Genomic DNA, 14669 nt, shown 5'->3' with positions numbered 1-14669 from the left:
GTAACATAAACTGCCGCCGGCGAAGAAAAGCGCCCTAATCTTGAACGCATGTCTAACACCGCACCTTCATCTAAGCTTCCACGCTGGATGACCAATTTCGGCCCGCAGATCATTGCGGCGCTGATTGTTGGTCTTCTCCTGGGTCTCCTAGCCAAGTACACCGGCAGCACCGCCGAGGAACCCAACGGGCTGGGTGAAGCCCTGTCGATCATTGGTTCCAGCTACGTTGCGTTGCTGCGCACTGCTGTGATCCCACTGATCTTCTTTGCGGTTGTCGCCTCAATTGCCAATTTGGCCAAGGTCACCAATGCGGCACGCCTTGCGTGGCAGACCCTGCTCTGGTTTGCCATCACTGCCTTGATCTCGGTAATCATCGGCATGGTTCTTGGCACCGTTTTCCGCCCCGGAGCGAATACAGGCCAGGGCATGCCAGATGAATACGATGGCAAGACCGGCGACTGGCTCGGCTTCCTCACTGGCCTGGTCCCAGCCAACTTCCTGGGTCTGGGTGTGAGCACCAAGCTGGTCGATGAAGCAACCGCTTCCACCTCGATCAGCTTTAACGTCCTGCAGATACTGGTCATTGCCATCGCCGTGGGTGTCGCTGCCCTCAAGGTTGGCAAGGCGGCCGAACCATTCCTCGCGTTCTCGGCCTCTATCCTGGCGATCATCCAGAAGGTCCTCTGGTGGATCATCCGCATCGCACCGATCGGCACGGTTGGCCTGATCGGCAACGCTGTCGCCACCTACGGCTGGGACACCATTGGCGCCCTGGGCAAATTCACCGTTGCGATCTATGTTGGCTTGGCACTGGTGCTATTTGCGCTCTACCCGGTACTGGTCCGCGCACATGGCCTGTCAATCAAGCAGTACTTCTCGGGCGTGTGGCCTGCAGTGCAGCTGGCCTTCGTTTCACGCTCTTCGATTGGCACCCTGCCATTGACCCAGCGCGTGACCGAACGCAACCTCGGCGTGCCTTCGGGCTACGCTTCCTTCGCAGTGCCGCTGGGCGCCACTACCAAGATGGACGGCTGCGCTGCCATCTATCCGGCGATCGCAGCAATCTTCGTTGCCCAGTTCTTCGGTATTGAACTGTCCCTCACCGATTACTTCTTGATTGCGCTGGTTTCCGTATTGGGCTCGGCAGCAACCGCAGGCACTACCGGCGCCATCGTCATGTTGACACTGACCCTCTCCACCCTGGGCCTGCCGCTGGCAGGCGTTGGCCTGCTGATGGCCGTTGACCCGATCATCGATATGGGCCGCACCGCGGTAAATGTCGCCGGCCAGGCACTGATTCCAACCATTGTCGCCAAGCGCGAGGGCATCTTGGACATTGACATGTACAACGCACCACGCAATGGCAACCCCTTCGCTGATGAAAGCATCTCAGCGGCAGATGCTGAGGCAGCTGCAGCCAAGTAGGCATTGCTGAAGGAATTCGGCGCACGAGCACTATTGCTCGTGCGCCGATTTCCGGTTAAAGGTCACACGGATTTACTTTGCACAGGGTGCAACTTTGCACGTAGTGTAAGTTATGTGACTTCCCCGAGTACCGGCACCCGCCGCGAACTAAACAAACGAGCAACGAAACAGGCCATCGTTGACGCCGTCGCGGACCTGCTTCGCAAAGGCTCTGCCACGGCGCTTACCGCTACGCAGATCGCTGAAGCGGCCGGTGTTTCGCGCCGTACACTCTTCAACTACTTTCCGTCAGTAGATGCGGTCTTCTCCTATCCCCTGCACCAGGTTCTGGGAACCATGGTGGATTCCATTAGCGACTTGACCGACTCCATGCCCCTGGTCGAAGCGATCATCGAATCGCTCAAGTCTGATGACGTATCGCAGATGCTCGGGCAAGTGGCCCAGTTTGGTGCATTCTTGCGAAGGCAAGAAGCCAACTGCGGCTTCCCCGCCACGATGAACGAATGGCGGACAGCCACCACGGAAGTCATCGAGAAAGTCGCCCGCCGTTATCCGCAGGCCGACAGTTTTTCCATCAGAGTCTTTACGCATGCTCTGCTCGGCGCCGGCCAAGCAGCATTTGATGAGTGGATCGAGCGTCTGCCAGCTACCGAAACCCACGGTCTGGATATTTCCCCCGAGCTCATCTCCGTCTTCCATTCCTTGATTACCCAGGCCATGAAAACCCTTGACCAGGGTTTTACCGCCTTGCCGCTGACCAGCACTAGCACCTTGAAGGACATCTAAGCTCATGGCTTCTCTCCTCTACCGCCTCGCGCGATGGGCACATCTGCACCGCTACCGCGTCATTTCAATGTGGCTAGCGGCCTTCATCTTCATCGGCCTGTGCGCCAGCTTGTTCATGGGCCAGCTATCGAATACCTTCACCCTGCCCGGAACTGAAACCCAGCGCACCCTCGACCGAATGAAGGAAGAGCTCCCGGATCTCGCCGGCGGCTCTGGCTCGATTGTGTTCCGTGAAAGCTCGAACCGGCCGCTGAACGAAACCCAGAAGCAGGCCGTCGCCGAGTCCCTGGAACAGCTGGCCATGCAGTCCCAGGTAGTCGAAGCCATGAGCCCCTTCGAACTGCAGGAACAGCTCGATAAGGCGCAGCCAGAGCTGGAGAAAGCGCAGCAGGAACTCGTTGACGGCCAGGAAAAGCTTGACGATGCCAAGGTGCAGATTGCCGATGGCAAGGTGCAGCTCAAGGAAGGCCGCGAGGAACTCACCGATGGCTGGGCACAGTACTTTGACGGCCAGAAGGAAATCCAGGCTGCCGAGCCGCAAATTGCCGCCGCTGAAAAGCAGCTCGCCGATAGCCGCGCGCAGCTGGAAGCCGGCCAGCGCGAGCTGACTTCGGGTCGTGCCCAGCTGGAAGCTGGCGAAGCGAAGTACAACGCCGGATTAGCCCAGTACAAGGACGGAACGGCCGAATACAACGCTGGCCGCGCAAAGTTCGACGCTGGCGAGCAGAAGCTCGATGCCGCTGACGCCAAGCTCGCCGCGGGCGAGAAGGAGTACCAGGCTGGCATGGACCAGCTGCTGGGCGACTCTTCCCGCGAAGAATTCGACGCAACCCTGTCGGCCGGCAAGGAAGAAGCCACCACGGGTCTGAAGTCAGCTGAAGATGGCCTGGCCGCCGCACAGGCAGGACTGGCCGAGGCTGAAAAGGGCATCGAGGAACTACCGGCCCAGATCGAGAGTACCAAGCAGCTCTTGGCGGAGGCAGAGGCGGCCGGAAACCAAGACGACATTGATGCGTACACTAAGCAACTAGCGGACAGCGAAGGCGCCTTGGCTGCGGCGAAAACCGCGAAACCCGAAGCCGAGAAAGCTATCGCCCAAGCGACCGCCGGCAAGCAGCAGGCCACCGAGGCACTGGAGCAGATCGCCAAGGCCGAAGCCGGCTTGCAGCAGCTTGACGCTGCCCGCAAGGAACTCGACGCTGGACAGGCCCAGGCCAAGGCCGGCCATCAGGAACTGGACGCGAACCGCAGCCAGCTTAGCGCCGCCAAAACCCAGCTGGACGACGCCAAGGCGCAGCTGGATGCAGCGAAAACTGAGATCGCCAGCAACAAGGTGAAGCTGAGCGAAGGCCAGGCCGAGCTCGATGCCGGCAGGGCCAAGCTGGAGGCCGGGCAACGTGAATTCGATGCCAAGAAGGCCCAGTTCCTTGCAGGCAAGGCCGAGCTGGAAGAAGCCAAGAACCAGCTTGAAGACGGCGAAAAAACTATCAAGGAAAAGACCGCCGAGCTTGAGCAGGGCGAGAAGGACATAGAGCAAGGCCTGAAGGATCTGGAATCCGGCCGCGCTGAACTGGAATTCGCTTCGCGCCAGGTGGGCGCAAGCTCCGATATGCGTTTCGTTTCCGAAGACGGCAGTACTGCAGTTTCGCAGGTGACCTTCAAGGTCCAGACCGACGCTTTGACTCCCGATGACCGCGAGCAGATCAAGGCTATCGCCGCAGGTCCACAGGCCAACGGCGTAGAGGTGCTGTTCTCCAAGGAGATCATGCAGGACATGTCCCAGGTCTTCGGAGCCTCGGAAATCATTGGTGTGGTCATCGCTGCCATTGTCCTGATTGCCATGCTCGGCACCTTGGTCGCCGCCGGCCTGCCACTGTTGCTGGCGATCCTCGGTGTGGGCGCTGGCGTGGGCACTACGATGGCGTTCTCCTCGCTGATTGACATGGCCTCGATTACCCCTGCCCTGGCTCTCATGCTGGGCCTTGCGGTGGGCATCGACTATGCGCTGTTCATCATCCACCGCCACCGTTCGCAGCTGTTGTCCGGCATGGAGGTCGGAGAGTCGATTGCACGCGCCGTGGGAACCAGCGGCAACGCTGTAGTCTTCGCCGGGCTGACCGTGATCATCGCACTGGCCGCACTGGCTGTTCCAGGGCTTCCGTTCCTGACCGTCTTGGGCCTGTCGGCCGCGTTCACCGTGTTCTGCTCGGTGCTGCTGAACATCACTTTGCTGCCAGCACTGCTGTCCCTGGCCGGCACCAAATTGGTTTCCAAGCGGGCCCGCAAGAAGGCAGCCGCGGATGCCGCGATTCCCCACATCAAGGAATCGTTCTCCATTCGCTGGGTTCGCATGGTCACCAAGATCGCTGTTCCGGTGACCCTGCTGGTGATACTCGTCCTGGGTGCCATCGCCCTGCCGGCCACGCAGATGCGTACCGCATTGCCTGATGGCAGTGCAGAACCTGCCGATTCGCAGGCCTTCCAGGCCTACGAGCAAACCAGCGACAAGTTCGGTTCCGGCTACAACGGCCCGCTGCTGATCTTAGCTGATCTGCCTGCAGGGCTCAGCGAGCGCGAAGCTGAGGAAACTAGCCTCGATGTGGCCGAGAAACTGCGCGAATACAACGGTGTGGTGGCCGCAATTCCAGTCACCATGACCGAAGACCGCACCTTGGCAGCCATCCAGGTGATCCCTACCGATGGCCCTTCCTCGGAAGCCACCGAAGCGCTGGTGCACCAGCTGCGTGCCGACTACTCGGAGTTCTCCGAGGCCACGGGTGCCGACATTGCCGTAACCGGCCAGGTTGCCGCGCAGATTGACGTCTCCGAAAAGGTCACCGCCGCCCTGGTCCCGTACCTGAGCATCGTGGTTGGCCTGTCGCTGATCCTGCTGCTGCTGGTCTTCCGTTCGGTCGTGGTTCCATTGCTCGCCACCGGCGGCTTCCTGCTCTCGCTGGCCGCGGCCTTCGGCGCCAGCGTCATGGTTTACCAGTTCGGCTGGTTCTCCGGCCTCTTCGATGTGAACGTTCCCGGTCCGCTGCTCAGCTTCCTGCCGATCCTGCTCACCGGCATCCTGTTCGGGCTGGCCATGGACTACCAGGTCTTCCTGGTCTCGGCGATGCGCGAACGCTACGCTCACGGCGAGCCGGCCAAGGACGCGGTCCGCTCCGGTTTCTCGATGGCAGCACCGGTCGTCACCGCCGCTGCGCTGATCATGATCTCGGTCTTCGCCGGCTTCGTGTTCTCGCACTTGGCCATGATCCGCCCGCTCGGTTTCGCGCTGGCTTTCGGTGTGCTCTTCGATGCGTTCATCATCCGCATGACCTTCATTCCGGCAGTGATGCACCTGCTGGGCGACAAGGCCTGGTACCTGCCTAAATGGCTGGACAAGATCCTGCCGGATGTTGATGTCGAAGGATCGAAACTCAACGATATGCTGGATTCCGGGGAAAGCACTTCCGCTGATAATTCCAGCCAGGACCAGGCCAAGGAGAACGCCGCCGTATGAGCGAACAGGTGAAGACAGGACCCCGGTTGCTGCTGGCTTCGGCTTCGTGGGGACGCAAGAAGGTCCTGGCCGATGCGGGCATCAAATTCACCACCCAGGTTTCCGAGGTGGATGAAGATGCGGTGCTGGAAGCTGCCGTGGCCCGCAACGGCGAGCAGAGTCCAGCGCAGACCGCATTGCTGCTGGCTCGTGCCAAGGCCGAGAACGTGGCCCAGGCAGATCATCCGGCAGGCACCGTGGTGCTGGGCTGCGATTCGGTCTTCGAACTTGATGGCGTGGCCTACGGCAAGCCGCACACCAAAGAGGTAGCCCGCGAACGATGGCTGCAGCTGAGCGGTTCTACCGGAATCCTGCACTCGGGCCATTGGCTGATTGATCCCGCCAATCCGGAACAGGCTCGCTGCCAGGTATCTTCCACCGTGGTGCATTTCTCCACCGTGGATGATGCCGAGATCGAGGCCTACGTCGCCAGCGGGGAACCGCTGCCCTGCGCCGGGGCATTCACCATTGACGGGCTGGCTGCAGCCTTCATCGAGTCCATCGAAGGCAACTTCCAGAACGTCGTCGGATTGGATGTCTTCGTGCTGCGCGGCCTGCTGGCCCAAGCCGGGATCAGCATCGTGGATCTCTGGAAATAATCCGGTTCCGGCCGGCAAATGGTGTCTTCCGCCCCACAGCGGAAGGCACCTTTTTCATGCCTGCAGTTCCCTGCTCAGCAGCATCTGTTCGTGCCCGAACCCGCGCTGGAGCATGATGTGGCGCCGGCAGCGGCGGCAATGGAAGTATTCAACAATCCCGGCGGAAGTCCGATGGCTGGATCCGATCTCCCAGCAGTGCTCATGGACATCGGTTTCCTGCCGGGAATCAACGGCTTGGCTGTGCTGTGCAATAGTCATGGCTCCAGCATGATGTAATGTTCTTATGCAACTCAACCCTTACGGAGAATATGCGGTGCTCCTCGCTGCGTCGCTGGCCAATGACTGGCCATCGGACCGCGACGGCATCGAACAACGCACCCGGCAGAGCGGCATGACCATGCCTTTTCCGCGGCTCGCCTCGGACTATGCCCAAACGCGCGCGGTAGTGGATGACTGGCTGGACATCGTTGACGCGCCGTCCGATCCCGAGCGGGCGCTGCTGCTGAATTTGCAGGCGGCTCGCGCTTCGGCCTATCCGCGCCTGGTGGACCACGATGGGGAGGGTTGGCACCTGCACTATCGCGATGACGGCCAGAGCATGCCCCAGGTGCTGCGCTCGGTCTTCTGCGTGGGCACGGCATTGCACCTGACCACCAGGGGCATGCACCGGCTGCGGCGCTGCGAGGCCGCACCGTGCGGACATGTGGTCGTGGACGTGACGCGCAATGGGCGCCAGCGTTTCTGCTCGGTGCGTTGCGCCAATCGCGCGGCCGTCAGGCGGCACCGCGAACGGCAGGCGTAGCCGCCGGGGCTGATTCCTTCCAGACCGGAGCCATGGCGTGGCGGCGCATGACGGGAGGCTGAGTTGGCTTGGCCGCGCTTGGGGTTGATGGATCCAGCGATGGACGGGGGTTTGGCGCGGCACTGATTGGCCGGTGGGCGCCAATCTTTGGCAGGACACCATTCCACAGCGCGATCCGGGCTGCCGGCCAGCTAGAACACCAGAATGTTCTCGTGGATCCTGGTCCAGCCCGCCTCTTCCAAGTCCGAGAAGTCGGCTCCGGCCCGGACCAGCATCATCCTCGTTCCAGGGGCGCTCACTTCGACGATGGCATCCGCGTCCCCGGCCCCGCCGCATCCGCCAGCTGCGGAAGCCTCTCCCTGGGCGAATTTGAACAGGCAAGCCGTTTGCTCATCTGCCGATGCGGTGGCGAAGTAGTCGGCGTTGCCGTGCATGACCAGAAAACGCACGGATTGCATGCCAAGGTTCTCCAACTGGCTCCTATCCCCCGGCCACTGGTCGGTTCCAGCCGGTTCGCGGTCAAGAGCCGGGATGCCGGTTGCGCTGGAACAACCGGCCAAGGCGAGCATTCCAGCAGCCAGCAGCGCACAGAGCGCTTTGCCTCGAATTCCCACGGCAGCCTCCTTGTTTTCCATCTTGTCGATAGCCTAGTTCGCCGGGTGCGCGAAGACTAGGGCAGAGGCCAGCGCTGCCAGCGCACCAGCGAAGAGCAGCGCCCCTTCCAGGCCTCGCCGGGAACAGGGTCCGCAAGCCTCCCTGGGCAGGTTCCACGTTGAGCCAGCACCAAGGTCCTTTGTAGGATTCCTCCAAAAAATTCACCCTAACACCCTCGTTCTAGGCGATAACTACATATAGTTCCCACAAAAACGATAGGCTCATAGCTGAGAAACCCTATTTTTAAAAGACAAGGTTCATGATGAATCCATTGACGAAGGTGCTTATCGCCAACCGCGGCGAGATTGCAGTGCGTATTATCCGTGCCGCACGCGATGAAGGAATCGAGTCCGTTGCGGTCTATGCCGACTCGGATCGCGATGCCCTGCATGTGCGTCTGGCTGATGAAGCCTACGCGCTGGGCGGTACCACCGCCGCTGAATCGTACCTTCGCATTGAGAAGATCCTGGACGCAGCTGAACGCTCCGGCGCCGACGCGATCCACCCGGGCTACGGCTTCCTCTCGGAGAACGCCGAATTCGCCCAGGCTGTTATTGACGCGGGCTTGACCTGGATTGGCCCTTCGCCAGAGTCCATCGACCAGCTCGGCGACAAGGTCAAGGCCCGTCACATTGCTGAAAAGGTGGGCGCCCCACTGGTTCCCGGCACCAAGGATCCGGTGGCCTCGGCCGACGAGGTATACGCCTTCGCCGACGAGCACGGACTTCCGCTGGCCATCAAGGCTGCCTACGGTGGCGGCGGACGCGGCATCAAGGTGGTCCGCAACCGCGAAGAAATCGGCGAAATGTACGACTCGGCAGTGCGTGAAGCTGTCGCGGCTTTCGGCCGCGGCGAATGCTTCATCGAACGCTTCCTGGATGCACCGCGCCACGTGGAGACCCAGTGCTTGGCCGATATCCACGGCAACGTGGTTGTCGTCTCCACCCGCGACTGCTCGCTGCAGCGCCGCAACCAGAAGCTGGTTGAAGAAGCGCCGGCCCCGTTCTTGAGCGAAGAGCAGACCACCCGGCTGTACGAAGCTTCCAAGGCCATCTTGCGCGAAGCGAAGTACAACGGCGCAGGCACCTGCGAATTCCTGGTAGGCCAGGATGGCGTCATTTCCTTCCTCGAGGTCAATACCCGTCTGCAGGTTGAGCACCCGGTCTCCGAGGAAGTCACCGGCCTGGACTTGGTTCGCGAGCAGTTCCGCATCGCCCGCGGCGAAGAACTGGGCTACACCGACCCGGAGATCCGCGGCCACTCCTTCGAGTTCCGCATCAACGGCGAAGATGCCGGCCGCAACTTCATGCCGACCCCAGGCACCATCTCCAAGATGAACCTGCCATCGGGGCCCGGCGTTCGCGTTGACTCGGGCATCGAGCAGGGCGAAAGCGTTTCGGGGAACTTCGACTCGATGATTTCCAAGCTGATCGTCACCGGCAGCACCCGTGAAGTGGCTGCGGCTCGTGCCCGCCGTGCGCTGGAAGAATTCCAGATCGAGGGCATGGCTACCGTGCTGCCATTCCACCGTGCAGTGATGAGCGACCCATCGTTCGTTCCGGCCCAGGGGCCGTTCAAGGTCCACACCCGCTGGATCGAAACCGAATTCGATACCGCCATCGAGCCCCACCCGATGCCAATGGACGGCGAGGACGCAGCCGAGGACGAGCGCACCAGCGTGACCGTTGAGGTGGGCGGCAAGCGCCTGGAAGTCACTCTTCCTTCGTCGCTGGGCTCGGTATCCTCCAACGGTGCCGAGAAGGCCGCAGGCAAGAAGAAGCGCAAGCCGGGCCGCAAGGCAGCCAGCTCCGCTGGCGCGAACAGCGCAGAACTGCGTTCGCCGATGCAGGGCACCATCGTGAAGGTTGCCGTTGAGAATGGCGAGGCCGTGGCCCAGGGCGATCTGATTGTCGTGCTGGAAGCGATGAAGATGGAGCAGCCGATTACTGCGCACCGTGATGGCGTGGTCAGCGGCTTGGAAGTTGCCCCGGGCGAGACCCTGTCATCGGGCGCCGTCATCGCTTCGATCGAAGAAGCCAAGTAGCACTCGTTGGTATCGACGCAGGGCCTGGACAGATATGTCCAGGCCCTGCGTCGTTCTGCAACTGGAATCTTCTACTCTGGCACCTGTCCATGTTCTGCCCAGTGCGCCATGGATGCCTTCAGATGATCGGGCATGAGCAGGAACTTCGGTTCAAGCTCTTCCCAGCCAGGCATTTTCGCTTGGCGGCTAGCTGCTTCGTGCGCCGCATCGATCTCCTGCTGCGTATCGAGCCCGCCGCCGTTCTCGCCTACCAGGCTCAGGTGGTAGATCCATGTTGAACCATCGGCTTCCACATGCCTGAATGTTGCTTCTAGCGCTGCCCGTTGTGCCGATAAGGATGCTTCGCATTCCTCGTAGCGCGCATTGAGCATGTCCATCCAGGCGCCAAAGTTCTCATCCTGCCCATCCTTGATCCTTGAACGGCTCAGCTCCAGACGCATGCCTTGCGGCACTGAAGCTGGCATCGCAAAGCCTGGAAAGTCCCGAGGCGTGGGATTGTAGGGAACATGCGGTTCTTTTTCGTCCATGACGTGATGCTTCCAGAATCCACTTGTTTTGTCACGGCTATTCGGATGCTGGAAGTTCCAGCTCGCCAGCCAGTGGATACTGAATAAGGAGGCTGGCTCGGGCTACTGCCGCGCTAGCCAGGCATCGAAGGTTTCGTGGCCCAACCGGGCGGAACCGCCTGGCAGCAGTCCCCCATCACGCATGGCCTTGCCCATGGGGCCAGGAACAGGCACTTCAACCATCTTTGGAGACCTGCCTTGGGCCTGCAGGTACTTGGCAAACAGGTCGGGAGCGTATTCTTCTTGCGGCCCAGCAAGGTCTTGCACCACGCCCTGCGCCGGCCCCTCGGCAAGATCCACTAGTGCTGCAGCCACTTCGATGCCCGCGATGGGCTGCATCCGCATTTTCGGCGCCATCTGCACCGGACCCGCGCCCAGACGCTTGATATTCTGGCCAATGAATTCGTGGAACTGGGTCGAGCGCAGCAGCGTATAGCCACCGGGAAGCATGTGCAGCATCCGCTCTTGCACGGCTTTGCCCGCGTAATAGCTGGAATCCACTTCGGCCGCTCCGATGATCGAGAGCGCCACGTGGTTCTGCACCCCGGACTCGCGCCCCACACTGACGAGGTTGGCCGTCGAGTGGGTGAAATACCGCATGGATGCAGCAGAGCTGGTGGTGGAAACTCCGGAAACATCGATGACCGATTGGCAGTCAACCAGCCACTGCTTTACCGCGTTGCGGTTCACCAGGTCGCATCCCACGGACCGTGCGAGCACCACTGGTTCGTGGCCAGCACTCTTGAGTTTTTCGACCACCAGCGTGCCGATAGCGCCGGTGCCTCCCGCAACTGCAATACGCATGAGCATTCCCCTTCGGTATTGGATATCCCGCGTCCCATGCTTCCATGCCGCGCATCAAGTTGTCAGGGGTTGATGGCCCTTTTCAGCTCGTATTCATCCAGGCAGCACGGAAACGGGAAACGGCCCGGCGAATCATCATGGCTTGATGATTCGCCGAGCCGTTCCCTCGGCAAGACTGTCGAACTACTCGACCCACTCTTCCATGTCCATGTCAGAGGTATCGCGCGTCATGAACAGCGCGACCAAGGTCAGTACCGCGCCAAGTGCCAAGTACAGGCCAACGCCGGTGGTGTTGCCCGCACCGGCCTTCCACAGGGCTACAGCCACGAAGGAAGCAGGAGCCGCGCCGATCACCGAGGACATGTTGTAGGCAACAGCCGAGCCGGTGTAGCGGACATTGGACGGGAACAGCTCAGGCAGATACGCAGCCATTGGGCCGAAAGTCAGACCCATCAGGGTGAACCCGATGATCAGCCCGGCCATGGCAGCGCCCTGGCCTGGACCGAAGAACAGGGTCCACGACAGTCCGAAGACGAAGATGCCCGCGGTAACCCAGATCAGGAACTTGCGGCGGCCGAACTTCTCAGCCAACGGGCCCGAAACCACGGTGAAGATACCGAAGAAGACGACACCGATGATCAGCATGGTCAAGAAGGTCGGGCGTTCAATGCCCAAGCCCGGAACGAAGCCTGCGGCGTCAAAGGTCTTGCCCTTGGCTTCAGCGGCAGCAGTCGCCTGCTCGATGGTAGCTGGCTGGGTGCCGTAGGTCAGGGTGAAGGAGGTCATCAGGTAGAACAGCACATAGGTTGCCAGCATGATGAAGGTACCGGCCAGGGTTGGGCGCCAGTGCTTCTTCATGGTCACCGCGAACGGCGACTTCACTACCTTCTTCTGGTCCAGGACCTTCTTGAAGGATGCGGATTCAACCAGCTTCAGGCGTACCCACAGGCCGATGATCACCATGACTGCCGAGAAGTAGAACGGAACTCGCCAGCCCCATGCCATGAACTGCTCTGCAGTGCAGAAGGTCTGCAGGGCCACGAACATCAGGTTCGCGATGATGAAGCCGATGGGTGCGCCCAGCTGGGGGAACGTGCCGTAGATGGCGCGCTTGTTCTTCGGCGCATTCTCGGTGGCCAGCAGCGCAGCGCCGGACCATTCGCCGCCCAGCGCCAGGCCCTGTGCGAAGCGCAGCAGCACCAGTGCGGTCGGAGCCAAAACGGTCCAGTTGCCCGCGGCCGGCGGCAGGAAGCCGATCAGGAAGGTGGCAATGCCCATCAGCAGCAGTGACGCCACCAGGGTGCCCTTGCGGCCGAGCTTGTCGCCGTAGTGGCCGAAGATGATCGAACCCAGTGGACGAGCCACGAAAGCCACGCCGAAGATCGCGAACGATGAAAGGATCGCGTTGATGGTGGAGGCGTTAGGGAAGAACAACGCCGGGAAAACGAGAACCGACGCGGTGGCGTAGGCGTAGAAGTCGAAGAATTCGACAGTGGTGCCAATCATGCTGGCAAACAGCACGCGACCGCGGGTGTTTTCCTTCGGCGCCACTGCTTGGTTAGCCTGCGACATGGAGGCTGCTCCTTAGAGTGAAAGTACGAGTCAGATGTTCATTTACGTTGCCATAATCGTAAACCTCGGTGACCAGTATTCGGATATTGATGTCCAGCATTTGGACACCAGATGAAATGAAACTGAACAGCAAACGGCAATTCACGGGCCTACTAGCAGGAATGTGCGCTTCCACATATTGAGACGTGACCTGAGAAAACGGTTTTTACACTTATATCAGAGTCGGTCGCCAAAGTGAATGGCGTCACAAGAGCTTGTATTACGGCATTAATGGCAAAAGGACGGCATCTCCCTGAATGCAAGGGAAATGCCGCCCTGGAAAAGTTCTTCAGAACCTACCGATGACGGTGCAGGCGACGTGCCGCTTCGGCCAGCGAACCGGACAACGACGGGTAAACGGTGAAGGTCTCAGCCACGTCATCAACATGAAGGCTGTTCTGGACCGCCAGTGCCAGCGAGAAGATCAATTCACTGGCACGCGGAGCAACCACAACACCGCCGATAACAGTGCCCGAGCCCTTGCGGGAAACGATCTTCACGAAGCCCTGGTCCACGTTCATCATCTTGGCGCGAGCGTTGGTGTTCAGGTCAACCTTGATGATGTTGGCCTGGTACTTGCCCTCGGCAACCGCACGCTGGGTCACACCCACGGTAGCGATTTCCGGGGAGGTGAAGACGTTGGATGCCACTAGATCCAGGTTCAATGGCTTTACCGAGTCGCCGAGCAGGTGGGCCACGGCGATGCGGCCCTGCATGGCTGCTACCGAAGCCAGGGCGAAGACGCCCGTGCAGTCGCCGGTAGCGTAGATGTTGGTTGCGGTAGTGCGCGAAACGCCATCGACCTTGATGTGGCCCGAGTCGGTCAGCTGCACACCGGCTTCTTCCAGACCCATGTTGGCGGTATTGGGGATGCCGCCCACTGCAACCAGGCAGTGGCTGCCTTCGAGCACGCGACCATCCGCCAAGGTGACCAGCACCCTGTCGCCCTGGCGCTCCACGCCCTCGGCGCGAGCCTGGGAAACAACGTTGACGCCGTTGTCCTTGAAAGCATCTTCCAGCACGCCCGCTGCGTCTGCATCCTCGCCGGGCAGCACGCGGTCGCGCGAGGAAACCAGCGTGACCTTGGCACCGAGCAAGTTGTACGCCGAAGCGAATTCTGCACCGGTAACGCCGGAGCCTACAACGATCAGGTGTTCAGGCACCTCGTTCATGTTGTAGATCTGGGTCCAGTTGAAGATTCGCTCGCCATCAGGCTTGGCGGTAGGCAGTTCGCGCGGGTGGGCTCCCACGGCAATCAGCATGGCGTCCGCTTCGATTTCCTGCTCGGAACCATCCGGGTGCGATACGGCAACCGTGTGGTCGTCCAGCAAGCGGCCCTCGCCGATCACGATGCGCACGCCAGCGCGTTCGAGGGTGGTGCGGATATCCGAGGACTGCTCCTTGGCAAGATCCAGCAGGCGGTGGTTCACCACCGAGAAGTCGGTGACGGCCGAGTCGAGGCCGTCAACGTGGACTCCAAAGGTCTCTGCGTGCTTCACCCGGCGCACTGCGTCCGCCGTAGCGATCAGGGTCTTGGAGGGCACGACGTCGGTCAGCACCGCTGAACCGCCCATGCCTGCACGCTCCACGACGGTGACATTGGCGCCCAGCTGGGCTGCACCCATGGCAGCTTCGTAGCCGCCAGGTCCTCCGCCGAGAATAACTAAACGGGTTGCTTCATTCCTACGATCTGCGCTCACATTCACTATTGTTCACCATGCACGGTGATTGCGCACATCGAAGCACGATCCCGGAACGTGATTTTGAATCTGAAGCACTAGTTTCACCTGACAAAGCGCCCCGCTACCGGTAGCGTATTTCCCGTGACTGA

General features: G+C 60.8%; 12 protein-coding genes. 6 read left to right on the top strand and 6 right to left on the bottom strand.

Annotated features, from left to right (window positions below; translation table 11 throughout):
* Positions 1-48 precede the first annotated feature (48 nt).
* The 4 genes from ACIOTL_RS10880 to ACIOTL_RS10865 all read left to right on the top strand — a co-directional run bounded on the left by ACIOTL_RS10880 (position 49) and on the right by ACIOTL_RS10865 (position 6357).
* A complete protein-coding gene (locus tag ACIOTL_RS10880; protein WP_400342602.1) occupies positions 49-1425 on the top strand; it encodes a dicarboxylate/amino acid:cation symporter in 1377 nt (458 codons plus the stop codon).
* A gap of 114 nt (positions 1426-1539) precedes the next feature.
* A complete protein-coding gene (locus ACIOTL_RS10875; protein ID WP_400342600.1) occupies positions 1540-2211 on the top strand; it encodes a TetR/AcrR family transcriptional regulator in 672 nt (223 codons plus the stop codon).
* 4 nt (positions 2212-2215) lie between these two features.
* Positions 2216-5719: an MMPL family transporter gene (locus ACIOTL_RS10870; protein ID WP_400342598.1), complete on the top strand. Its 3504-nt coding sequence runs from the start codon at positions 2216-2218 to the stop codon at positions 5717-5719.
* Positions 5716-6357 (top strand): Maf family protein, encoded by a 642-nt coding sequence (locus ACIOTL_RS10865; RefSeq protein WP_400342596.1) that lies wholly within the window; start codon positions 5716-5718, stop codon positions 6355-6357. Before ACIOTL_RS10870 ends, ACIOTL_RS10865 begins: the two co-directional genes overlap by 4 nt.
* Before the next feature lie 54 nt (positions 6358-6411).
* Here ACIOTL_RS10865 and ACIOTL_RS10860 read toward each other — a convergent pair whose 3' ends face one another.
* A complete protein-coding gene (locus ACIOTL_RS10860) occupies positions 6412-6615 on the bottom strand; it encodes a hypothetical protein (RefSeq protein WP_332594794.1) in 204 nt (67 codons plus the stop codon).
* A 25-nt stretch (positions 6616-6640) separates the two neighbouring features.
* Between ACIOTL_RS10860 and ACIOTL_RS10855 the strand changes: the two genes are divergently transcribed.
* Positions 6641-7159, top strand: coding sequence for a CGNR zinc finger domain-containing protein (locus tag ACIOTL_RS10855; RefSeq protein WP_105661743.1), 519 nt, complete (start codon positions 6641-6643; stop codon positions 7157-7159).
* A 191-nt stretch (positions 7160-7350) separates the two neighbouring features.
* On the opposite strand, the gene ACIOTL_RS10850 is transcribed toward ACIOTL_RS10855, so the two are convergent.
* Positions 7351-7773, bottom strand: coding sequence for a hypothetical protein (locus ACIOTL_RS10850; RefSeq protein WP_400342594.1), 423 nt, complete (start codon positions 7771-7773; stop codon positions 7351-7353).
* A gap of 302 nt (positions 7774-8075) precedes the next feature.
* Here ACIOTL_RS10850 and ACIOTL_RS10845 point away from each other — a divergent pair, with 302 nt between their 5' ends.
* Positions 8076-9857: a biotin carboxylase N-terminal domain-containing protein gene (locus ACIOTL_RS10845; RefSeq protein ID WP_041649369.1), complete on the top strand. Its 1782-nt coding sequence runs from the start codon at positions 8076-8078 to the stop codon at positions 9855-9857.
* Between the two features lie 71 nt (positions 9858-9928).
* On the opposite strand, the gene ACIOTL_RS10840 is transcribed toward ACIOTL_RS10845, so the two are convergent.
* The 4 genes from ACIOTL_RS10840 to ACIOTL_RS10825 all read right to left on the bottom strand — a co-directional run bounded on the left by ACIOTL_RS10840 (position 9929) and on the right by ACIOTL_RS10825 (position 14544).
* The gene (locus ACIOTL_RS10840) at positions 9929-10384 is read right to left on the bottom strand and encodes a DUF6176 family protein (RefSeq protein WP_332594796.1); all 456 of its coding nucleotides are present in this window, start codon (positions 10382-10384) and stop codon (positions 9929-9931) included.
* A 102-nt stretch (positions 10385-10486) separates the two neighbouring features.
* Positions 10487-11227: an SDR family oxidoreductase gene (locus ACIOTL_RS10835; protein WP_400342592.1), complete on the bottom strand. Its 741-nt coding sequence runs from the start codon at positions 11225-11227 to the stop codon at positions 10487-10489.
* Positions 11228-11410: 183 nt separating this feature from the next.
* Positions 11411-12799, bottom strand: a complete 1389-nt coding sequence (locus ACIOTL_RS10830; RefSeq protein WP_102598219.1) for an MFS transporter — start codon at positions 12797-12799, stop codon at positions 11411-11413.
* Positions 12800-13134: 335 nt separating this feature from the next.
* Positions 13135-14544, bottom strand: coding sequence for an NAD(P)H-quinone dehydrogenase (locus ACIOTL_RS10825; RefSeq protein ID WP_181148819.1), 1410 nt, complete (start codon positions 14542-14544; stop codon positions 13135-13137).
* Between the last annotated feature and the right edge of the window lie 125 nt (positions 14545-14669).

This window comes from Glutamicibacter sp. NPDC087673 (assembly GCF_044743255.1).
GTDB lineage: Bacteria > Actinomycetota > Actinomycetes > Actinomycetales > Micrococcaceae > Glutamicibacter.
The sequence above is the reverse complement of the archived record's forward strand: the minus strand, read 5'-3'. Positions and strand labels throughout refer to the sequence as shown.